Below are 20,662 nucleotides of genomic sequence, written 5' to 3' on the forward strand. Positions count from 1 at the left end.
GTTTAGTGTTGGTCTGAATAAAAAAAACGTGTTTAGTATTCTGTTTTTTAAAAATTTGGGATGAACAATAAAATCTAATCATTTTATTGCATGTCATATTTCATTTTTCTCAAAACTCGCAAAGCTTCTTTAAACGATAAATACACTTGTTTAAAAGGTTTTAATACTAGTTTAGCATCAATCAGTTTTTGTTTAGCATCTTCAAAACCGTTGAGGTAACAAATCATTAAGGTAGAGGGTAAGTTTTCTAAATCTTTGTTTTCTCTACCACTCAATTCAAATCCCTTTTCTAGCTTTTTTAAGATACTAAGGTTCACATTATAAATGTGAAATAGTAATTTTTTATTGAATTCTGGTGGTTGAAATAAAAACTCTCGTTCAATTTTATAGTATCCATTATCTTGAAAATGGATGGTTTGTTTTTCAAGTGGGTAATAGCTTGTTTTGTCATTTAAACCCAATGGAACATATTCAATAATAGTAAAAGTATCTTCGTCAAAAGTGATTTCAACCACATCTTGAGCAGAATAAAAGAGTTTAATTTGCTCATTAATCAATTCAATATCTACGCGAGAAAGATAGGTTTTGTCCCGAGATTTTTTAACAATACCTGCCCAGCAAATAACAAATAGTTCTTTGAAGACTTTGTATTTTGGAGACATATCCTTGTGCCGAAGGTTCATAAAATCCATTACTCCATCAAGCGTATTTGCAATGCTGTTTCTAGAGTTGTTTTCTATACCAATTACGGTTTCAGTGTTTTGATAATTTTTTTCAAAGTCTCCGTCAAGTGGTATGGTATTGCTGCCGCGTCTAATAAAAATAGATGCTATGGGGATGGTATGAATTCCTTTTTTAAAGCACGAAATTTTGTTTTTTGGTTTTATAGTCACTAGACCAACAACCTTGTCTTTTGGCAAATTAGGAAAAGGAACATTCTCGTATTGAATTTTGGGTGGATTTTCAAGATAGGCGTTTACAAGATTTTGGATACGGCTATCGTCAAAAAAATCATCACCTACAATTGTATTTTCCTGATCTTCAACGCCTACAACAATGTATGAATTATTAGTAGGGTTAGAGTTAGAAAGGGCACAAATGTGTTTTAAAAATTTTGCTTTTCCCTCACGAGAATGCAAGTTCAACTGTCTTTTTTTATCATAAAAACTACTCTCGTCATTATGAGCGAGAAGGTTTTTAATAAGAAGACGTTTGTTGATCATTGCGAGAGACTATTTTTATTTTTGTTAAGGTGTTTTTTCAATCCTATTTTAAATTTTTGTCTCAGAATATAGAAAAAGGAACCGCTAATCATCAAATTTTAAATTTATTAGATAAAATTCTAATTAGCGGTTAATTTTTCAAATTATTTCTAAACAATTTCTTTTTTTAAAATAGTAGCCGCTGCTTGGGCTGTTGGTAGCACCATCAAGTCGGCAATGTTTACGTGATATGGTCTTGACACCACAAAATGAATAATATCGGCAATATCCTCGGCACGCAAGGGTTCAAATCCTTTATATACATTTGCGGCTTTTTCTGTATCGCCTTTAAATCGTACTTCGCTAAACTCAGTCTCTACTGCACCAGGATGTATGCCTCCCACGCGTATGCCATAGGGATTTAAGTCCATTCTCATAGCTTGGTTGAGTGCATCAACGGCGTGTTTAGAGGCGCAATATACATTTCCATTTGGATACACTTCTTTCCCAGCTATTGAGCCTATGTTAATGATATGACCTGATTTTCGTTCTATCATTCCAGGAATCACAGCCTTTGAAACGTATAAAAGTCCCTTGACATTAATATCGATCATAGCGTCCCAATCGTCTAAATTTCCGTTTTGAATCGGGTCAAGTCCATGCGCGTTTCCTGCATTATTAATCAAAATATCTATGGTTGCAAAGCTCTCAGGGATGGAGTTAATACTATCAAAAACCGCTTTCTTGTCACGAACATCAAAGTTTAAAGTGTGAACTTCAGTGAGTTTTGATAGTTCTTTTTTTAAATCATTTAGTCGATCTTCTCGTCTTCCGCAAAGGATAATTTTATAGTTGTTTTTGGCTAAAAGCTGTGCGGTTGCTTTTCCTATTCCGCTTGTAGCTCCAGTTATTAAGGCAGTTTTTGTCATTATTAGGATAATTTTATTTAAAAAGTTTTAAAGATACTAAGGTACTTTGTTTCCCATACTTTCGGTCCAGATGGCAAACCAATCTTCGTGTTCTAGCTCTAATTCAACTGCTTTTTGTAGTGATTGTATGCGTGCGACATTTACGGTTCCTGCAATAGGAATTACTTGAGCTGGATGTTTTAAAATCCAAGCCAATAAAATAGAATCAGATCCTAAATGATATTTTGAAACCAGCGTAGCTAGTAATTTTTTTAGTCTTCTAGTTTGCGGAATATCCTCTCTAAAAACGGATCCGAGTGGATTCCATGACATAGGTCGGATGCCGTGAATTTGCATATAGTCAAGGCTGCCATCGAGCATGGGCTCATGATGCGTAGCCGAAAACTGAATTTGATTGAATGAAACTTCGGTCTTGGCACGGATGAGTTCTGTTTGCGAGGTGGTAAAATTTGATAATCCGAAATCATTAATTTTTCCAGACGTTTTTAGTTTTAAAACCGCTTCAGCAATTTCATCGGCTTGCATTAATGGACTAGGTCTGTGCAATAACAGTACATCTAGGTAATCTGTTTGCAGGTTTTTCAAGGAATTATCAACGGAGTTAATGATGTATTCTTGTGAATATTGGTAATTTTTGACGGTGTTATTTCTGTTTTCAGTTACCATTTGAATGCCACATTTAGAGATTAATTGAATTCTATCTCTATCTATTTTACTTGCGGCTAATGCTTTACCAAATTCAAATTCGGTGGTGTAATCTCCATAAATATCAGCATGGTCAAAAGTGCTTATTTTATTTTCAAGACACACATTGATCATGTTTTCCATTTCTTTGGTATTGAGTTTTTTATCCCAAATTCCCCAATTCATGACCCCTGCTATTATGGGTGATATTTTTGTTTTGCTCATGGTTGATTTTTTTTGTTTAAAGGTACAAAACTTTGAAATCAAAGTATAATATTCAAAGTTCTTAAAAATATAAAAATTGTATCACAATATGTCCTTAAAATTACCTATTTTATTGAAGTTTTAACCATTTTTTAACATCTTACTTCTAAAAAAAAATTCAATTTGCAGCTTCAAAACGAAGGCATTAAATACAAGGTTTTAAAAAAGATATAATGGAAGAAAATACGGGGACTTTAGACATAAGAGCTATCAATGAAAAAATAGAAAGAGAGAGTGCATTCATAGATCTTTTGACTATGGAAATGAACAAAGTCATTGTGGGTCAAAAACACATGGTTGAGCGATTGTTGATTGGGCTTTTAGGGCAAGGTCATATTTTACTTGAAGGTGTACCTGGACTTGCAAAGACTCTTGCCATAAACACTTTGGCGCAAGCCGTTCAAGGATCTTTTAGTAGAATCCAGTTTACTCCAGATTTGCTTCCTGCGGATGTTGTGGGTACTATGATTTACAACATCAAGGCAAATGAATTTTCTATAAAAAAAGGTCCCATTTTTGCCAATTTTGTTTTGGCAGATGAGATCAACCGTGCTCCAGCGAAAGTTCAATCAGCATTACTAGAGGCGATGCAGGAAAAGCAAGTAACCATTGGTGACACTACTTTTAAACTAGACAGACCTTTCTTAGTATTGGCAACACAAAACCCAGTAGAACAGGAAGGGACATATCAATTACCTGAGGCTCAAGTGGATCGTTTTATGTTGAAAACAGTTATCGATTACCCTAAAATGGAAGATGAACGCCTTGTAATTCGTCAAAATTTAAAAGGAAGCTATGAAAAAGTGAACGCTGTAGTATCTGTTGAACAAATTTTGCGTGCTCAAGAAGCCGTAAGAGAAGTGTACATGGATGAAAAAATTGAAAAATACATTTTGGATATTGTGTTTGCTACGCGTTATCCTGAAAAATATAAACTAGCTGACTTAAAACCTTTAATCAGTTTTGGAGCTTCTCCTCGTGGAAGTATCAATTTGGCGAATGCCGCAAAATGTTATGCTTTTATCAAGCGCCGTGGGTACGTTATCCCTGAGGATGTTCGTGCAGTTGTGCATGATGTATTACGCCACCGTATAGGAATTACGTATGAGGCCGAAGCAGAAAACATTACCTCTGTTGACATCATTAACAAAATTGTAAACGAAGTAGAAGTACCTTAAAAATTAGTTTTCAGTTTTCAGTCACAGTGTATAAGATATGACTTGTCAACTGCGACTGAAAACTGCGACTGAAAACTAAAAAAAATGGATACAAAAGATCTCTTAAAAAAAGTTAGAAAAATAGAAATTAAGACCAGAAGATTGAGCGATCACATCTTCTCGGGGGAATATCATACTTCATTTAAAGGACGCGGAATGACCTTTAGTGAAGTGCGACAGTACCAATATGGGGATGATATTCGAGCAATTGACTGGAATGTAACCGCAAGGTATAATGAAGCACACGTAAAAGTTTTTGAGGAAGAACGAGAGCTGACCATGATGCTAATGGTAGATATCTCGGGATCAGAAAGTTTTGGTTCTAAAAATCAATTTAAGAAAGATATTGTTACAGAGATTGCGGCAACTATGGCTTTTTCAGCTACTCAAAACAATGATAAGATTGGTTTAATTTTGTTTTCTGACCAAATAGAATTGTATATTCCGCCAAAAAAAGGAAGGTCGCACGTATTAAGAATCATTAGAGAGTTGATAGAGTTTGAGCCAAAGAGCAAGAAAACAGATTTAGCGCAAGCCTTAAAGTTTTTATCAGGAACTCAAAAAAAGAAAGCAATAGTATTTGTTATTTCTGATTTTATGGCAAGCGGTTATGAACAAACGCTAAAAATTGCTGCCAAAAAACATGATGTTACTGGAATACGAGTGTATGATATTCGGGAAGAAAAAATGCCAGATTTAGGAATGGTTCCTATGCTTGATGCCGAAACAGGTGTCATTGAGTTGATCAACACAGGGTCTAAAGCAGTTCGTACTAGTTATGAAAAACACTACCATGATAAGGTAAATTATTTTAAGGAAACGTTTAGTAAATCAGGTTCAGGTGTGGTGAACACAAGAGTTGATGAAAGTTATGTGACTAAGTTGCTGAGTTACTTTAAATCGAGATGATAAATTCAGATTTTTGATAAAAAATAAATAGAAGTTTCGGGCTTAAATAGGGCATTACAAATTGTTTACCAGCAATCAAAAATCAAAAGAGGTTCAAAAATATAACATGAAAAAACATTTATATCTACTACTATTGCTGCTTTCTACGGCTGTTTTTGCACAACAAAAGCAAGTGGTTACAAGTATTGATACAATTAAAAATAAAATTGGTGCCGAGTTTAAGTTGACTATAAAAACAACGGTAGATTCGTCAAGCCGAGTACTTTTTCCAAAATCAAGAAACTTTGGCGCATTAGAAGTTATTCAATCGTATCCTATTGATACGGTAAAAATAGACGGTAGGTATGAATTGACAAAAAGATACGGACTTACCCAGTTTGATTCTGGGAGGTATGTTATTCCTAGGTTTAAAATTTTCATCAACAACCAAGCCTTTCTTACAGATTCACTTTTAGTAGAAGTTGCCAATGTGCAAGTGGATACGCTAAAACAAAAAATGTATGACATTAAAGACATTGCTCCAGCAGAGGAGACTATGGGTAACTGGTGGAAATATGTTTTGGCAATTCTATTACTTGCCGGAATTGCTGTTTTAGTTTATTGGTTTCTAAAAAAGCGTCAGGAGAAAAAATTAAATGAAGAAGTTTTTAAAACTCCTATTGAAAAAGCAACAACATTATTAGACACCTTAGAGCGAAAAGAACTTTGGCAAAAAGGAGAAGTCAAGGCTTATTATAGTGAATTAACAGATATTGCCCGAAATTATATCGAAGAAGCGATTGAAATTCCAGCCATGGAAAGCACAACATCAGAGTTGATTCAGGGATTAAGAGCGGCTTCTGTCAAAAAGAAAATGACACTTTCACAGGAAATTATTGAAAACCTTGAGCGAGTTTTAAAGCAAGCCGATTTAGTAAAATTTGCCAAATCAAAACCGCTTGATTTCGAAATAACAGAGGATCGCAATAAAATTCAAAAAGTTATTTTAACATTAGATAAATCAATTCCAGTTGAGGTTCCGCTTGAAGAAGAATTACTTTTAAACGAAGCTCAAAAACAAAAACAAATTGAATTGCAATTACGCAAGCAAAGAAAAAAACGCATTCAAACCGCTATTGCAAGTGTTGTTTTTCTTGTAACGGCTGTGACCACTTATTTTATTGCAACTAGAGGTTTTGATTTTGTGAAAGACAACATTATGGGTCACCCTACTAAGGAATTATTAGAGGGCGAATGGGTGAAAAGTGAATACGGAAATCCAGGTATTATCATTGAAACTCCAAAGGTTTTAAAACGTGTAGATCTTACCAAAACGCTTCCTAAAAACGGAATGGCATTAATCAAAGAAATGCAATCTTTTGGTTATGGTAGCATTGTAGATCGTTTCTATGTGATGGTTTCTACTTTAAAATATAAGGCCGAAACTCAAATTGACTTGGCCAAATCAATGGACGGTGCTTTACAATCTTTAGAAGCCCAAGGAGCACAAAACATGATTGTCAAGCAAGAAGAATTTGAAACGCCAGAGGGTGTAAAAGGATTAAAAGCCTACGGAACTTTTTCTCAACTGGACAGCCAAAACAAAACTACAGCACGAATGTATTATGAGGCACTATTGTTTAGTCAAGAAGGCGGTTTGCAACAAATTTTAATTTTTCATGAAGAAGGAGATTCTTATGGAAATGAAATTTCGGAACGGGTTTTAAATACAGTCGAATTAAAACAAGCAAGTAAATAATGGACAAAATCACTTTTTTAAACCCAGAATTTTTTTGGTTGTTTGTATTAATTCCAGTTGTTATTTTTTGGTTTTTCCAAAAAAACAAGCAGCAATCGGCTACCTTAAAAATGAGTTCATTGGAAGGATTCAAAGGTTCAGAATCATTTTTGACCAAGTTAAAACCCATGTTAAACGTGTTGCGAGTGCTCTCCTTATGTTCGTTAATCGTTGCATTGGCTCGACCAAGAACGGTAGACATTAGCAATAAAACGAAAACTACAAAAGGGATTGATATTGTAATGGCAATTGACGTATCAGGAAGTATGCTTGCCAAAGATTTGAAACCTAATAGAATGGAAGCCCTCAAGAGAGTAGCAGCCGATTTTGTTCAAGAAAGACCAAATGACCGAATTGGGCTTGTAGTTTATGCCTCTGAAGCGTATACAAAAACACCAGTAACCAGTGATAAAGCCGTTATTCTTAATGCCATTAACAGCATTAAATATGACAATGTTTTGCAAGATGGAACCGGAATTGGTATGGGACTAGCAACTGCAGTAAACAGATTAAAAGACAGTCAAGCTAAAAGTAAAGTGGTTATTTTGTTGACAGATGGTGTAAATAATGCCGGATTTATTGAGCCAGAAACGGCATCTGACATTGCTAAACAATACGGAATAAAAGTGTATACGGTAGGAATTGGTACTAATGGTATGGCAATGTTTCCATATGCTATTGCGCCTAATGGAAAATTTTTGTTCCAAATGATGAAAGTGGAGATTGATGAGCAATTAATGAAAAATATTGCCAAGAAAACCGATGGAAAATATTTTAGAGCAACCAGTAATAATAAGTTAGCTGAGATTTACGCATCGATCAATAAGCTAGAAACTACAGAAATAGAAGAACTTAAGTTTTATGATTATGATGAAAAATTCAGACCTTTTATATTGCTTGCTGGATTTTTAGTTTTGCTGGAAGTAGGATTAAGAAATACGGTTTTTAGAAGCTTTGTATAATGACAGTCGCTCTCACAGTTTTCAGTTCAAAACTATAGCGGAATACTGCGACTAAAAGTAAAAAAATGGAATTAGACGAAAAAAAATATTTATACCTCTTATTGATACTGCCTCTAGTAGTGTTGGTTTTTTTATTCAATTTATATTGGAAAAGAAAAAAGCAACGCGAATTTGGTGATTTAGAAATGGTGAAAAAACTGAGTCCAGACAGCTCCATGTTTAAACCTGTTCTAAAAATTGTAATTCTTATTTTGGCTTTACTAGGGCTTATTATTGGTCTGGTTAACCCAAAGATTGGAACTAAAATGGAGACCGTAAAACGCGAGGGAATTGATATTGTTTTTGCAATAGATGTCTCCAAAAGTATGCTGGCCGAAGATGTAGCGCCAAATCGATTGGACAAAAGCAAGCAAATTGTTTCGCAAATTATAAACCAGCTTGGTAGTGACCGTATAGGAATTGTTGCCTATGCCGGGAGTGCTTTTCCAGTATTGCCCATCACTACTGATTATAGTGTGGCTAAAATGTTTTTACAAAGCATGAATACGGATATGGTTTCCTCTGTAGGGACATCATTTAATGAGGCTATCAAGTTATCAGCTACTTATTTTGATGATAAGAAAACGAGCAAGCTTTTAATTATGATTTCAGATGGAGAAGATCATAATGAGGGTGCAGAAGCTGCAGCAGAAGAAGCCGCTAAACTAGGAATTAAAATTATCACAATAGGTGTAGGAACCGAAAAAGGAGGTACAATTCCACTAAAACGAAACGGTGTTGTTGAAGGTTTTAAAAAAGACAGCAATAATGAAGTTGTAATTACAAAGTTGGTGCCTGAAAGTTTAACATTGATTGCAAAAACCACAAAAGGTGGGTATGTAAACGGAAATAACACAAAAGAAGTTTTAGAGTATGTCAAAAATGCACTAAATAATATTCAAAAAACCGAATTTGAAGCTACAGAAATGGCGGATTTTCAATCGCAATTTCAATGGTTTTTGGGTTTTGCCTTTTTGTTGTTATTTGCAGATGTTTTTCTATTGGAAAGAAAAACAAGTTGGGTTAAGAAATTGGATTTATTTAACGAGAATAAATAATTATTTCCAAAAGGTTTCAAAAACCTTTGGACATAGAGCTACAATAAATGAAAAGATTTAAAATAATTATAGTTGCTTTTTTAATCAGTGCTTTTTGTGGTACAGCTGGATTGCTTGCGCAACAAAAAGACCGAATTTTGTCCAAAGCAAACCAAGAATATGCGGACAATAAGTTTGCGGATGCTGAAGCCAATTATCGAATTTCGGATTCAAAATTCCCTAATAAAGCTGCTGCGCCTTTTAATCTTGGAAACAGTATCTACAAACAAAAACAGTCTAGTGAAGCTAAATTTGCTTTTGCGAAAGCCTTAAAAAATTCGAAAACAAGACCCGAAAAACACCGTGCTTTTCACAATTTAGGAAATGTATTCATGAATGAAAAGGATTATGCGCAAGCCGTAGAAGCCTATAAAAATGCGTTGCGTAATGACCCAACGGATGAGGAAACACGTTATAATTATGCCTTGGCTAAAAAAATGCTAAAAGACAACCCGCCGAAGGACGACAAGAAAAAAGACGATAAGAAAGATAAGGATAAAGATAAAAAAGACGATAAAAAGGACGACAAAAAAGACGGCGATAAAGATAAAAAGGACGACAAAGGCGATCAGGATAAGCAAAATAAAAATCCGAAACCAAATGAAAAAGGAGAGCCTAAACCGGCACCAGGAGGAATTTCTAAAGACCGTTTAGAAAATCTTTTAGACGCTGTAAACAAAGAAGAAAAGAAAATTCAAGACAAGGTTAATGCCCAAAAAGTAAAAGGAAAACCAGTTAAAACAGAAAAAGATTGGTAATTCAATTAGAGATTTTGAAAATGAAAAAATACATTGCAGCGATTGTTTTATTAGTGTGCAGCACGCTGAGCGCTCAGGTTCAGTTTGAGGCCAGAGTAAGCAAAACTACGCTAGGCTTGAATGAAAGATTGCGTATTGATTTTATGATGAATGTAGATGGTGATAATTTTGTACAGCCATCTTTTGATGGTTTTAGAATCATTGCCGGACCTAGTCAGCAAGTGAGTCAGTCTTGGGTAAACGGACGAAGCTCTTTTGAAAAAGCATATTCTTATTTTTTAGTTCCCAATCAAAAGGGGACTTTTGTAATCAAGTCGGCTGCTATTGAGTACAACGGGCAAATTTACAAAACAGCTCCCATAAAAATAACGGTTACAGCAGCTACAGAGCAGCCTAGAGATCCTAACGATCCACAAATTTCTGGTGATGAAAACTTGTATTTAGTTGCTGATGTTTCTAAGACTAATCCATATCTCAATGAGCCCGTTACGGTGGTGTATAAATTGTATTTTGCAAACATTGGCATTACAAATCTTGGGGAAACAAGTAAACCCAAATACAATGACTTTTGGAGTCAAAACATTGAAATAAAACAACTGGTTGCCGAAGAAGGCATTTTTAAAGGTCAAAATTTCAGGTATATTGTTTTAAAGAAAGTAGTGTTATATCCTCAAAAATCGGGCAGACTTAAAATTGAGCCATTGTCCTTAACTGTTGATGTACAATTGCCTACTAACCGTAGGGATATGTTTGGTAGAATGCTACTCACCGAAACGACAAAAAGAGTTTCGGCTGGAGCCAAAACAATAAACGTAAAACCACTTCCTGAGGCAGGGAAACCAGATGATTTTACCGGTGCAGTGGGTGATTTTGATTTTAAAGTTGCTCCATCAAAGACTAATTTAAAACATGGAGAAAGCCTGGATTTGGTTCTGAGCGTTACCGGAAAAGGAAATTTAAAACTATTTAGTTTGCCAAAACCAGTAGTTCCAAATGCTCTTGAAATGTATGATGCCGTTCACAGCGAAGACATTAGCACACCGCTAACTGGAATGGCAGGAAAATCAGTAGATAGTTATGCTATAATTCCGCAATATAAAGGGAATTATCCGGTAAAACCAATGCAGTTTTCTTATTTTGATTTAAGTTCTGGAACCTATAAAACCTTGCGTTCACCTGAAATCATGATACATGTACTTGATGGGCCTTCACCAGTTGATTCTACTGCTACAAGGGGTAATATAAATAAAATTGCAGCTGTAGAAGAATTTAAAAACATTAAGTCAAAGACCAATTTTGTTCCAATAAATAAGAAAGATTTTTTAGGGTCAAATACGTTTATAGGGTTATTATTAATTCCTTTTTTATTGATACCGCTGATTGTGTTGTTCAAAAAGAAGAAAGAAGCTATGGATGATGATGTTACTGGAAACAGAGTTCGAATGAATAGCAAGTTAGCCAAGAAATATTTATCAGAAGCCAAGAAACAGATCAATAACAAAGAACTCTTTTACATTGCACTTGAAAAAGCGATGCATAATTTCTTGAAAGCCAAACTAAATATTGAAACCTCAGAAATGAGTAAGGATAATATTCAGGAATTATTGTTGTCTCGTAATGCAAATCCAGAAACGGTAACAGATTTCATTACACTTACTGAAAATTGTGAAATAGCGCGTTATGCACCTTCGTCAAGTGTCACGATTCAACAGGATTTTGACAAAGCGGTAGTTATAATTTCGGATTTAGAAAAACAGATTTCATAATAAGAGTATTAAAATTAATTTTTAAGTAAAAGGACTTTGTGCCTCTGTGGCAAATAAATATTATAATGAAAAACATATTATACCTATTTTTATTTTCAACCCAATTTTTCTTTGCCCAAAGTGGTTTTGAAAATGGCAACGCATTCTATGCAAAAGGAAAGTATACTGAGGCTGCAGCGGCTTATGAAAGTGTTTTAAAAAACAACCAACACTCATCAGAGTTATATTTTAATTTGGGTAATGCCTACTATAAGCTTAATCAAGTTGCGCCAGCAATTTACAATTATGAGAAAGCCCTTGTACTAAATCCAGAAAACGTTGAGGCGGCAGGGAACTTAAAATTCGCCCAAAAAAGAACCATTGATGAGTTTAAGGTGATTCCTAAAGTAGGCTTTGCAAAACTCATACAAGACTTTACGGGACAGTTTGACTATGACGTTTGGGGAAAGATTGCAATAGGTTTTTCATTTTTATTTTTCACGTTCTTTTTGGTATATTATTTTTCTCGAAAACCACTTTTAAAAAGAGTTTTCTTTACCGGAATGAGTGTAGCTTTTGTATTGCTTCTGGTTGTACTTTCGGCTGCGTTTTTTGAGAAAAAGTATTATTATTCTGAACGACCGGCGATCGTTTTTGCCGAAAAAACAGATGTGAAAAAAGAACCAAGAGAAGGCGGAAAACCATTGCTAGCAATACATGAAGGAGCCAAAGTCTACGTTTTTGAAACTATTGGAAAATGGAAAAAAATCCAACTCACAGATGGAACTTCTGGCTGGATTGAAAGTAGTACGATTAAGGAATTGAAATAGATTATTCTTTACTTTTTTTCTTCAAACTACTATACCATTCTTGTAGGGAAGGGTAGAGGTAAGCAGCAGTTTTTTGAACGGGATTATAAAATATGGATTTGTCAAGCGTTTCCTTCTTGACCAAGATATGATTGTAATTTATTTTTTCAAAAATTGAAAATACAATTCCTAAGATTAAAACGGTTTTTAATATTCTAAAAAAACCACCACCTATAGAATTGGCCCATCCCAAGAAAGCGAAACTTGCTATCCCAGTGAGGAATTTACCTAAAAATGTCACGGCTACAACAACGATTAAAAACGTAATCATAAACGCTATTACTTGGATGGTATTTGGATTCCAGTTTACAAATCCCGAAATGATTTCTTTTGTAAAAAATGAAAATTTAATAGCTAAATAGATTCCTAATACTAATGAAACTAGTGAAGCTAGTTCAACAAAAAGACCATTTTTTAAACCTTTAAATCCAGCAAAAGCTAATAACGCACCCAAAATAATATCTAGAAAACTCATAAAAACAAAAATATAGTGATTTAAATAAAGAACAAAGATAAAAGAATTGTTGACTATCAATTGCCAATTTTCAAGTTCTTATCTTTGTGCAAATAATTTTATGAGTTGTACATCAATAATTCATAATCCATCATTCATACTTTAAACAATGTCCAGAGATATACAACTAAAAGAACGCTGGGAACAGTTGGTTCAACTACTTTCTGATCAATTTTCGCAAGGCGAGGATTTAGATCTAGACGCCATTATTTATTTAATTGGCGTGCAAGAATTAGGTAAGGTACACCAAGAATTTAAAAAAGACGAAAAACTCAATTTGATGCATATTGCCATTTGCCGTTTGTTAGAGCCTTATGGTTACTATGAATTCGAGTTTTTTGATAAAGACGGTTGGCCACACTACAAAGTTAAAGAGCAATTGCCAGCGTTAAAGGCAGGAGAACAATCGGTTTTGATGAAAGAAGCCATCGTGAATTATTTCTTGGAACGCGAAGTAATTTCATAATTTACCGTTTCAGTCACCGTTTTCAGAATGAATCTACTAGAAACTGCGACTGAAAACTGAAAACTTTTTCATAAATTTGCACTCTCAATTACGGAAGGAAAATGATAGATAAGATAAAAGAATATATCGGCGAAGCTCAAGCTTTTTCAACTCAAAATGCAACTGAATTAGAAGCGTTTCGAATTAAATTTTTAGGAAGCAAAGGTCTTTTGAAAGATTTGTTTGCTGAGTTCAAAAATGTACCAAACGATCAAAAAAAGGAGTTTGGACAAATCATGAATTTGCTAAAAACTACTGCCGAAGAAAAAGTAAAATCCATACAAGAAGCTTTAGAAAGTAAAGAAGAAAGTCAAGGGTTTTATGGTGATTTGACTCGCTCTGCTGAACCGGTTATCATCGGTTCTCGTCACCCTATTTCATTGGTTAAAAACCAAATAATAGACATCTTTTCTACCATAGGTTTTAACGTTTCTGAAGGTCCAGAAATTGAAGACGATTGGCATAATTTTACTGCGTTGAACTTGCCAGAATACCATCCGGCACGTGATATGCAAGACACGTTTTTCATTCAAACTAATCCAGATATTTTGTTGCGTACACACACTTCATCTGTGCAAGTGCGCTACATGGAGAACAACAAGCCGCCTATTCGTACCATTTCACCAGGGCGCGTTTTTCGTAATGAGGCTGTTTCGTCTCGTTCCCACTGTATTTTTCATCAAGTGGAAGGGTTGTACATTGACAAAGACGTGTCATTTGCCGACTTAAAACAAACCTTGTTGTATTTCACCAAAGAAATGTTTGGGAAATCAAAAATACGTTTGCGTCCTTCTTATTTTCCATTTACAGAACCAAGTGCCGAAATTGATATTTACTGGGGTTTAAAAACTGAAACAGATTATAGAATTACCAAAGGAACCGGCTGGCTAGAGATAGGTGGTTGCGGTATGGTAGATCCTAATGTATTAAAGAACTGCAACATCAATCCAGAAGAGCACACAGGTTTTGCATTCGGAATGGGAATCGAACGAATTGCGATGTTGTTGTATCAAATAGGTGATATCCGTATGTTTTATGAAAATGATGTTCGTTTCTTAGAGCAATTTAAATCCTCAATATAGTCAAAAGTTATAAAGTCGATAGAAATAGCAGTTATAGTTTTTCATTCGACTTTATGATTTTACGACTTTAGACATTACAAGTAACTTATGAAAAAAGATATCATTATACCCGAAGTAGAAAACGTTTTTTTTGCAGCAGTGCAAGAATGGAGCGACGATTTTATGGAAAAAGTATGGTACGCTTATCTAGTAAACGATAGCGATTACTTGATCGAAAGTGTGATGGTTGTTTCCAAAGCCTTTGGAACAATAGATGGTGAAATGAAAAAAACATCACTTTTGCGCCATGCCTTTATTGAAGTCCCAGCGGTTTCTGTAGTTAAGGTTGAAATGATCGAAAAAAGTGTTTTAGCGCTTAACAATGAATTCATGCTTACGTTTTTCATGGATGGGAAATTGTACGATAAAAAATTCATTTTCAAAGCTAAAGCCATCAACGAAACAGAGGTAGAAGAAGTACCTATTTTATTTGTTGACGGTGTTATTGTTAGATAATTTACTTTTTTACAAAAAAAAACATACAAGACTAAATAAAATTTAGTTCTACAAAAAAAGCAGTCGAGAGACTGCTTTTTTTATATAAAAACTCTTTTTACATTATTTTGAATATCTAAATTGCGGCAAGAATTAGTAGAAATACAAATCCTAAAATCAAGCCTGTTTTAAGTTGATATTTCAATCTTTCGGTCAGAAATTAAAAATTATAGGTTTTGCTTTTGTTTGGATTTCCAGGTAAAATAACCCAAAACAAATATCCCTACTAAAATATAAGCTACGGCTTTAAAATAAAAAGCAGGAGCGGCAACTTGTGCTGCGAATGGAGTTTCTTTAATGTCAAATAGCACATTGAAAACGGTCATAAATACGCCCCAAATACCACCCATTTTAATTTGATATTTCCATCTTTCGCTCATAAGGTGTTTTTTAAATTTTGAATTCGGGTGTTTTATTAGTCGAGTTTGTCGGTTAGTTTTTTAAATACCGCCTTAGCATCTTGACCTTCATACAAAATACTATGAACAGCATCTATTATTGGCGTTTTGGCACCATAAGCTTGATTGAGTTTATAAGCGCTTTTCGCTGCATAGTAGCCTTCGGAAACCATACTCATTTCCATCATGGCTGATTTTACGGTATATCCTTTACCTATCATATTGCCAAACATTCTATTTCTAGAAAAAACAGAGTAGCCGGTCACCAATAAATCACCTAAATATGCTGAATCATTGATGTTGCGTTTCATGCGATGTACTTTTTTGATGAATTTTTTCATCTCGCGAATCCCATTACTCATCAATACAGACTGAAAATTATCGCCATATCCCAAACCGTGTGCAATTCCTGCTGCAATAGCATAAATGTTTTTGAGCATAGCAGCATACTCAGTACCTATAATGTCATCTGTAATTTTTGTCTTAATGTAGTTTCCAGACAAATTTTTAGCCACGGTTTTGGCTTTATCAGGATCGCCGCAAGCAATGGTAAGGTAAGATAGGCGCTCCATAGCTACCTCTTCGGCATGACAAGGACCTGTTATGACACCAATGTTGTAATACGGAATATCATATTTTACATGAAAATGTTCGCCCACTATGAGGCTTGTTTCTGGAACAATTCCTTTTATGGCTGAAAAAATAATTTTATCTTCTAATGAAACGGTAAGTTTTTCTAATTCTGCACCAAGAAAGGCAGATGGAATAGCAAAAATAATATAATCAGCATAGGCTATTGCCTCGTTAATATCGCTTGTAAGTTTTAATTTTTTAACGTCAAACTCAACCGAACTCAAATAGTTAGGATTGTGCTTATAGGTTTTAAGATGTTCTATTGCAGCTTCATTACGCATGTACCAAGCTATTTCGTCAAGATTTACACAAAGCATCTTAGCTATTGCTGTAGCCCAACTCCCACCACCAATTACTGCAAATTTTTTATTATCGGTCATTGTTTACTGAATTTAATCAAAAGTACTTAAAAAAGGTCTAATGAAGCAAATTTAATTATTGTCAGAGGTATTGTGTATACTAAGTTTTTTGAAAATTTGTCTTAAAAAAGTAAAATATAATTATATTTTTTTTAGTTATGGTATACTATTTTTAATTTTAAGACGTTATAGTTAATTAGTAAGCAGTATTTTAACAGTTATTTGAATTGAGTGAGTTAGTTATATTTTAGAATGTTAAAAGGCGTTCCCTATTTTAGAGAACGCCTTTTTTTATGCTATAAAAGTGAGTTTGAAGTTTAATAACTCATTTCAACAATTGATTTTACTTTTTCTAAAGTGATGTTTTGTTTTTCTCCTAATCCTAACCAACCTCTTTCTTTAAAGCGGTCTACTATGAAATCAGCAGTTTTATCATACTCTTTAGTGTAGTCTGACAATTTAGTGTCCATTCCCATGGTATGAAAAAAGGCTACTGTTTTGTTGATCGCTTCGTTTGCAATTTCATCCTCAGAACCCGTTAAATTGAAAATACGTTTTCCGTATTGTGCTAATTTTCCTTTTTTGGTTTCAAACATGACGCGGTACAAATTTGGACCTACCACTGCTAATGTTCTAGCATGATCAATTCCGTACAAAGCCGTAAGCTCGTGACCAATCATGTGTGTAGCCCAATCCGATGGAACTCCTTTTTGAATTAATCCGTTTAAGGCCATCGTACAACTCCACATAAAGTTAGAAGCCAAGGCATAATCTATTGGGTTTTCAACTACTTCAGGACCTACTTGAATTAAGGTTTGCAAAATACTTTCGGCAATACGATCTTGTAAAAAACCTTCGTGCGGATAAGTTAAATATTGCTCTAAAACATGAGTGTAAGCATCAACGACACCATTTTGCAATTGTCTTTTTGGAAGCGATTGAATGACTGTTGGATCACATATAGAAAATTTTGGAAACAATGCTGAACCTCCAAACGCCAATTTCTCTTGAGTAGCTTTGATAGTTACCACAGAGCCAGAGTTCATCTCGCTTCCTGTTGCTGGCAAAGTAAGAACTGTTCCAAAAGGTATTACTTTAGATAAATCCTTAATCAACAATCTTTTTTGTAGAATTTCCATTGGATTTCCTTCAAAATGTACGGCTGCCGAAATGAATTTTACTCCATCAATTACTGAACCTCCACCAACGGCAAGGATAAAATCAATGTTTTGTTCCTTAATTACGTCAACCGCTTTCATCAAAGTTTCAAAATGCGGATTTGGTTCGATTCCACCAAATTCAACAATTGTAAAATCTTTTAGATTGTTAATTACTTGCTCGTGAACACCATTTTTGAAAATACTTCCACCACCATAAGCCAAAAGAATTTTAGCTCCTTGAGGCACTAGTGTAGATAGTTTTTCTATTTGTCCTTTTCCAAAAACTAAATTGGTAGGATTGTATAATTCGAAGTTTAACATGATATTTTATTTTAAAAAGAGTTACTAAGATCCTTAGATTCTAAGTTTTTAAAGCATATTTAAACCTTAGTAACTTAGCTTCTCAGCATCTTAGTGACTTTCTTTTATTTTTTTGAATTCAATTGGTTCAATAATTTTTCGGCTACTAATTTTGACGAAGCTGGATTTTGACCTGTGATTAGCAAACCATCTTCTACAGCATAAGGCTGCCAATCTCCTATTTTTGAATAAGTAGCACCGTTAGCTTTCAAGGCATCTTCTAATAAAAATGGAACAACATTAGTTAATCCCACTGCTTCTTCCTCGGTATTAGAAAATCCGGTTACATTTTTACCTTTAACTAAAAATTCTCCATTTACTTTTACGTTTTTCAACACTGCTGGTGAGTGACATACAAAAGCAACAGGTTTGTTATTGGTATAAAAAGATTCAATCAATGCACTAGAGTTCGCATCAGTTGCTAAATCCCATAATGGACCATGACCTCCTGGATAAAAAACAGCATCATAGTCAGCTTGTTTAACCTCAGCTAATTTGTGTGTTTTAGCTAGTTTAGCTTGTAGTTCAGTATCTTTATCAAATCTTTTAGTGTCTTCAGTTGCCGAAGATGGATCTGAACTTTTTGGGTCAATTGGTGGCTGTCCTCCTAGTGGTGATGCAATATCAATGATCACTCCTTTATCTGCTAACTCATAATAAGGTGCAGCGAATTCTTCAATCCAAAATCCTGTTTTTTCTCCTGTGTTCCCTAGTTCAGAATGACTAGTTAGAACGAATAATACTTTTTTCATCTTAGTTTTTTTTGTTTTTTGTGCTGTTGCTGATAAGCAACCCATTGTTAATACTAGTAATGCAAATAATGCGATTTTTTTCATCTTGTAATTTCTTTGTACAAATTTACGGCGATTATGCTATCAGTAAAAATAATTTAAATTATGTTTGTGATAAATATATTTATATCATGGTCAATCTAGAATGGTACCGAACCTTTAAGTCAGTGTATAAAAACGGAAATTTTTCTGCGGCTGCCAAAGAGTTGTTTATCAGTCAGCCCGCTGTGAGTCAGCAAATATCCATGCTAGAAGCGCACGTGGGGTACAAGCTTTTCAATAGAAAGTCAAAAGGTGTAGAACCTACAGAATACGCTAAGTTACTCAATAATTTAATCATTGAAGCATTAGACCGATTGGAAAATGTAGAAAATGGTTTTCGAGCCAAAGCATTCAACGCCAATCGTTTAATTTCAATAGGAATTTCTAAACATTTGATGAGTAGTTTGGGTAGCGCCTTGGTATCAAAGTTCGAGTATATTGACTTTAGTTTCTATGACAATGACACGTTGTTTGAATTGGTGAACGAAAAAAAATTAGATTTTGCGGTAGTTACTCAGCAATATGACACCTTTGATACCATCCAGAAAAAAGTTGGTGAGATCAAGCAGGTCATTGTAGGATCGCCACAAATTGATGTGGCGCCATTAAAAGCAAGTATAAAACTTAAAGATTTTGCGGCCATTGAACATTGGTTAAACGACCAAAAATGGTACAGTCATAATGCTCAAATTCCGCATATCAAATTATTTTGGTTGCATGTCTTTAACAAAAAAAGACCGTCGATGGTTCCTAACTATATCATTCCGTCTGAATATGAGATGATTGAAATCATTTCTAGAAATACAGGAATAGGAGTAGTTTGGGATATCAATGCAAAAAAATTACTAGCCGAAAACAAGATCCAGATGTTGTGGAACAGCAAGCAAATGCCCAGTACAGCTGTTTATGTCTTATCAGGTAAAAATGACAATTTGAGTACTATTTTTGAGAATATTCAAGTGGAATTGAAAAAGGTTTTTTGATTATTATTTAAATTATTCATTTATCATAACTTAGAGAGCAAATTAATAAGATTAGAAGTATAAAACTATTTCTATATTTGTGTAAATCTTACGCATTTAGAATATGAGTGAAAATCAAAATATAAAAGTTGCCGTTGATGCCATTGTTTTTGGTTACCAAAACAATCAGCTTTATGTATTATTAATACAGCAAAAATTTGGAACAAACGATTCTTATTGGGCATTGCCTGGTGGATTAGTACAAAATGATGAATCCTTGGAAAATGCTGTGAAAAGAGAGTTGAAAGAGGAAACGAACATTAGCGTTAATTATTTTGAACAGCTTTTTACTTTTGGTGATGATGTGTTTCGTGATCCTAGAAATCGTGTAATTTCAGTGGCTTATTTTGCCTTAGTGGATTCCTCAAAACTTAAGGTCAAGGCCGATTCGGATGCCGAAAATGCACAATGGTTTAAAATTGATAATGTGCCAGCTTTAGCTTTTGATCATATTATCATTTTAAGGAAGGCAATGCAGCGATTAAAGGCAAAACTTACGTATGAGCCTATAGGATTTGATCTGTTACCAAAAGAGTTCTTATTCTCAGAGCTCGAAAATTTATACTGCACTATTTTGGAAAAAGAAATAGATCGTAGAAACTTTAGAAAAAAAATACTAAGCTTTGAAATTATTGAAGAAACAGATCATTTTTCTCCTATAAAAAGCGGAAGACCTGCAAAACTATTCAAGTTTAACAAACAGAAATATAATGCTTTATTGAAGAAAGGTTTTCACTTCGAAATAAAGTTTGCGTAATTTTTACACAAATAAAATTGTTTATTAAAAAATACTATTTATATTTGCGTATA

Annotated in this window: 21 protein-coding genes; 13 read left to right on the forward strand and 8 right to left on the reverse strand. The window is 34.3% G+C overall.

Features of this window, described 5'->3' with window-relative positions; translation table 11 throughout:
• Positions 1-83: 83 nt before the first annotated feature.
• From DNC80_RS08425 to DNC80_RS08435, 3 genes are all read right to left on the reverse strand, one after another.
• Positions 84-1,223 carry an ATP-binding protein gene (locus tag DNC80_RS08425; protein ID WP_182650801.1) on the reverse strand — a complete coding sequence of 380 codons (1,140 nt, stop codon included), beginning with the start codon at positions 1,221-1,223 and terminating at the stop codon, positions 84-86.
• Between the two features lie 149 nt (positions 1,224-1,372).
• Positions 1,373-2,131: an SDR family NAD(P)-dependent oxidoreductase gene (locus DNC80_RS08430; RefSeq protein ID WP_182650803.1), complete on the reverse strand. Its 759-nt coding sequence runs from the start codon at positions 2,129-2,131 to the stop codon at positions 1,373-1,375.
• Positions 2,132-2,167: 36 nt separating this feature from the next.
• Positions 2,168-3,040, reverse strand: a complete 873-nt coding sequence (locus DNC80_RS08435; protein ID WP_182650805.1) for an aldo/keto reductase family oxidoreductase — start codon at positions 3,038-3,040, stop codon at positions 2,168-2,170.
• Positions 3,041-3,252: 212 nt separating this feature from the next.
• Here DNC80_RS08435 and DNC80_RS08440 point away from each other — a divergent pair, with 212 nt between their 5' ends.
• The 8 genes from DNC80_RS08440 to DNC80_RS08475 all read left to right on the forward strand — a co-directional run bounded on the left by DNC80_RS08440 (position 3,253) and on the right by DNC80_RS08475 (position 12,413).
• Complete coding sequence (locus DNC80_RS08440; protein ID WP_144890199.1) at positions 3,253-4,257, forward strand: MoxR family ATPase; 1,005 nt, start codon at positions 3,253-3,255, stop codon at positions 4,255-4,257.
• An 84-nt stretch (positions 4,258-4,341) separates the two neighbouring features.
• Positions 4,342-5,205, forward strand: coding sequence for a DUF58 domain-containing protein (locus DNC80_RS08445; protein ID WP_182650806.1), 864 nt, complete (start codon positions 4,342-4,344; stop codon positions 5,203-5,205).
• Positions 5,206-5,311: 106 nt separating this feature from the next.
• Positions 5,312-6,943: a hypothetical protein gene (locus DNC80_RS08450; protein WP_182650807.1), complete on the forward strand. Its 1,632-nt coding sequence runs from the start codon at positions 5,312-5,314 to the stop codon at positions 6,941-6,943.
• Entirely contained in the window at positions 6,943-7,944 is a 1,002-nt protein-coding gene (locus tag DNC80_RS08455; protein ID WP_182650809.1) for a VWA domain-containing protein, read from the forward strand. The genes DNC80_RS08450 and DNC80_RS08455 overlap by 1 nt, the downstream gene beginning before the upstream one ends.
• A gap of 65 nt (positions 7,945-8,009) precedes the next feature.
• Positions 8,010-9,041 (forward strand): VWA domain-containing protein, encoded by a 1,032-nt coding sequence (locus DNC80_RS08460; protein WP_182650811.1) that lies wholly within the window; start codon positions 8,010-8,012, stop codon positions 9,039-9,041.
• Positions 9,042-9,088: 47 nt separating this feature from the next.
• Positions 9,089-9,838 (forward strand): tetratricopeptide repeat protein, encoded by a 750-nt coding sequence (locus tag DNC80_RS08465; protein WP_182650813.1) that lies wholly within the window; start codon positions 9,089-9,091, stop codon positions 9,836-9,838.
• 20 nt (positions 9,839-9,858) lie between these two features.
• Positions 9,859-11,604 carry a BatD family protein gene (locus tag DNC80_RS08470; RefSeq protein ID WP_182650815.1) on the forward strand — a complete coding sequence of 582 codons (1,746 nt, stop codon included), beginning with the start codon at positions 9,859-9,861 and terminating at the stop codon, positions 11,602-11,604.
• A 65-nt stretch (positions 11,605-11,669) separates the two neighbouring features.
• Complete coding sequence (locus tag DNC80_RS08475; RefSeq protein WP_182650817.1) at positions 11,670-12,413, forward strand: tetratricopeptide repeat protein; 744 nt, start codon at positions 11,670-11,672, stop codon at positions 12,411-12,413.
• A gap of 1 nt (position 12,414) precedes the next feature.
• Here the strand turns inward: DNC80_RS08475 and DNC80_RS08480 are convergent, their stop codons facing one another.
• Positions 12,415-12,927, reverse strand: coding sequence for a CvpA family protein (locus DNC80_RS08480; protein ID WP_144890224.1), 513 nt, complete (start codon positions 12,925-12,927; stop codon positions 12,415-12,417).
• A 148-nt stretch (positions 12,928-13,075) separates the two neighbouring features.
• Here DNC80_RS08480 and DNC80_RS08485 point away from each other — a divergent pair, with 148 nt between their 5' ends.
• The 3 genes from DNC80_RS08485 (at position 13,076) to DNC80_RS08495 (ending at position 15,048) form a co-directional block, all read left to right on the forward strand.
• Positions 13,076-13,432 (forward strand): hypothetical protein, encoded by a 357-nt coding sequence (locus tag DNC80_RS08485; protein WP_086453259.1) that lies wholly within the window; start codon positions 13,076-13,078, stop codon positions 13,430-13,432.
• 101 nt (positions 13,433-13,533) lie between these two features.
• A complete protein-coding gene (pheS, locus tag DNC80_RS08490; RefSeq protein ID WP_182650819.1) occupies positions 13,534-14,553 on the forward strand; it encodes a phenylalanine--tRNA ligase subunit alpha in 1,020 nt (339 codons plus the stop codon).
• Between the two features lie 87 nt (positions 14,554-14,640).
• Positions 14,641-15,048, forward strand: a complete 408-nt coding sequence (locus tag DNC80_RS08495) for a hypothetical protein (RefSeq protein WP_144890229.1) — start codon at positions 14,641-14,643, stop codon at positions 15,046-15,048.
• A 206-nt stretch (positions 15,049-15,254) separates the two neighbouring features.
• On the opposite strand, the gene DNC80_RS08500 is transcribed toward DNC80_RS08495, so the two are convergent.
• The 4 genes from DNC80_RS08500 to DNC80_RS08515 form a co-directional block, all read right to left on the reverse strand.
• Positions 15,255-15,467 carry a hypothetical protein gene (locus DNC80_RS08500; RefSeq protein ID WP_144890232.1) on the reverse strand — a complete coding sequence of 71 codons (213 nt, stop codon included), beginning with the start codon at positions 15,465-15,467 and terminating at the stop codon, positions 15,255-15,257.
• 35 nt (positions 15,468-15,502) lie between these two features.
• The gene (locus DNC80_RS08505; protein ID WP_144890235.1) at positions 15,503-16,498 is read right to left on the reverse strand and encodes an NAD(P)H-dependent glycerol-3-phosphate dehydrogenase; all 996 of its coding nucleotides are present in this window, start codon (positions 16,496-16,498) and stop codon (positions 15,503-15,505) included.
• Positions 16,499-16,794: 296 nt separating this feature from the next.
• Positions 16,795-17,958, reverse strand: a complete 1,164-nt coding sequence (locus DNC80_RS08510; RefSeq protein WP_182650821.1) for an iron-containing alcohol dehydrogenase — start codon at positions 17,956-17,958, stop codon at positions 16,795-16,797.
• A gap of 104 nt (positions 17,959-18,062) precedes the next feature.
• A complete protein-coding gene (locus DNC80_RS08515; protein ID WP_182650822.1) occupies positions 18,063-18,833 on the reverse strand; it encodes a type 1 glutamine amidotransferase domain-containing protein in 771 nt (256 codons plus the stop codon).
• Positions 18,834-18,919: 86 nt separating this feature from the next.
• On the opposite strand from DNC80_RS08515, the gene DNC80_RS08520 reads away from it, so the two are divergent.
• On the forward strand, positions 18,920-19,813 hold the full coding sequence (locus tag DNC80_RS08520; protein WP_182650824.1) for a LysR family transcriptional regulator: 894 nt from the start codon (positions 18,920-18,922) through the stop codon (positions 19,811-19,813).
• Positions 19,814-19,916: 103 nt separating this feature from the next.
• Complete coding sequence (locus DNC80_RS08525; RefSeq protein ID WP_182650826.1) at positions 19,917-20,609, forward strand: NUDIX domain-containing protein; 693 nt, start codon at positions 19,917-19,919, stop codon at positions 20,607-20,609.
• The last annotated feature ends 53 nt before the right edge of the window (positions 20,610-20,662 follow it).

The organism is Flavobacterium sp. SOK18b, from assembly GCF_014156605.1.
Lineage (GTDB): Bacteria > Bacteroidota > Bacteroidia > Flavobacteriales > Flavobacteriaceae > Flavobacterium > Flavobacterium tiangeerense.

Bases quoted from the DNA above. Each gene is read 5' to 3' on its own strand.
- DNC80_RS08460 (WP_182650811.1), top strand. From the start codon at position 8,010: ATGGAATTAGACGAAAAAAAATATTTATACCTCTTATTGATACTGCCT.
- DNC80_RS08440 (WP_144890199.1), top strand. From the start codon at position 3,253: ATGGAAGAAAATACGGGGACTTTAGACATAAGAGCTATCAATGAAAAA.
- DNC80_RS08435 (WP_182650805.1), bottom strand. From the start codon at position 3,040: ATGAGCAAAACAAAAATATCACCCATAATAGCAGGGGTCATGAATTGG.
- DNC80_RS08515 (WP_182650822.1), bottom strand. From the start codon at position 18,833: ATGAAAAAAATCGCATTATTTGCATTACTAGTATTAACAATGGGTTGC.
- DNC80_RS08495 (WP_144890229.1), top strand. From the start codon at position 14,641: ATGAAAAAAGATATCATTATACCCGAAGTAGAAAACGTTTTTTTTGCA.
- DNC80_RS08475 (WP_182650817.1), top strand. From the start codon at position 11,670: ATGAAAAACATATTATACCTATTTTTATTTTCAACCCAATTTTTCTTT.
- DNC80_RS08465 (WP_182650813.1), top strand. From the start codon at position 9,089: ATGAAAAGATTTAAAATAATTATAGTTGCTTTTTTAATCAGTGCTTTT.
- DNC80_RS08425 (WP_182650801.1), bottom strand. From the start codon at position 1,223: ATGATCAACAAACGTCTTCTTATTAAAAACCTTCTCGCTCATAATGAC.
- DNC80_RS08485 (WP_086453259.1), top strand. From the start codon at position 13,076: ATGTCCAGAGATATACAACTAAAAGAACGCTGGGAACAGTTGGTTCAA.
- DNC80_RS08525 (WP_182650826.1), top strand. From the start codon at position 19,917: ATGAGTGAAAATCAAAATATAAAAGTTGCCGTTGATGCCATTGTTTTT.
- DNC80_RS08455 (WP_182650809.1), top strand. From the start codon at position 6,943: ATGGACAAAATCACTTTTTTAAACCCAGAATTTTTTTGGTTGTTTGTA.
- DNC80_RS08445 (WP_182650806.1), top strand. From the start codon at position 4,342: ATGGATACAAAAGATCTCTTAAAAAAAGTTAGAAAAATAGAAATTAAG.
- DNC80_RS08520 (WP_182650824.1), top strand. From the start codon at position 18,920: ATGGTCAATCTAGAATGGTACCGAACCTTTAAGTCAGTGTATAAAAAC.
- pheS (WP_182650819.1), top strand. From the start codon at position 13,534: ATGATAGATAAGATAAAAGAATATATCGGCGAAGCTCAAGCTTTTTCA.
- DNC80_RS08505 (WP_144890235.1), bottom strand. From the start codon at position 16,498: ATGACCGATAATAAAAAATTTGCAGTAATTGGTGGTGGGAGTTGGGCT.
- DNC80_RS08510 (WP_182650821.1), bottom strand. From the start codon at position 17,958: ATGTTAAACTTCGAATTATACAATCCTACCAATTTAGTTTTTGGAAAA.
- DNC80_RS08500 (WP_144890232.1), bottom strand. From the start codon at position 15,467: ATGAGCGAAAGATGGAAATATCAAATTAAAATGGGTGGTATTTGGGGC.
- DNC80_RS08450 (WP_182650807.1), top strand. From the start codon at position 5,312: ATGAAAAAACATTTATATCTACTACTATTGCTGCTTTCTACGGCTGTT.
- DNC80_RS08430 (WP_182650803.1), bottom strand. From the start codon at position 2,131: ATGACAAAAACTGCCTTAATAACTGGAGCTACAAGCGGAATAGGAAAA.
- DNC80_RS08470 (WP_182650815.1), top strand. From the start codon at position 9,859: ATGAAAAAATACATTGCAGCGATTGTTTTATTAGTGTGCAGCACGCTG.
- DNC80_RS08480 (WP_144890224.1), bottom strand. From the start codon at position 12,927: ATGAGTTTTCTAGATATTATTTTGGGTGCGTTATTAGCTTTTGCTGGA.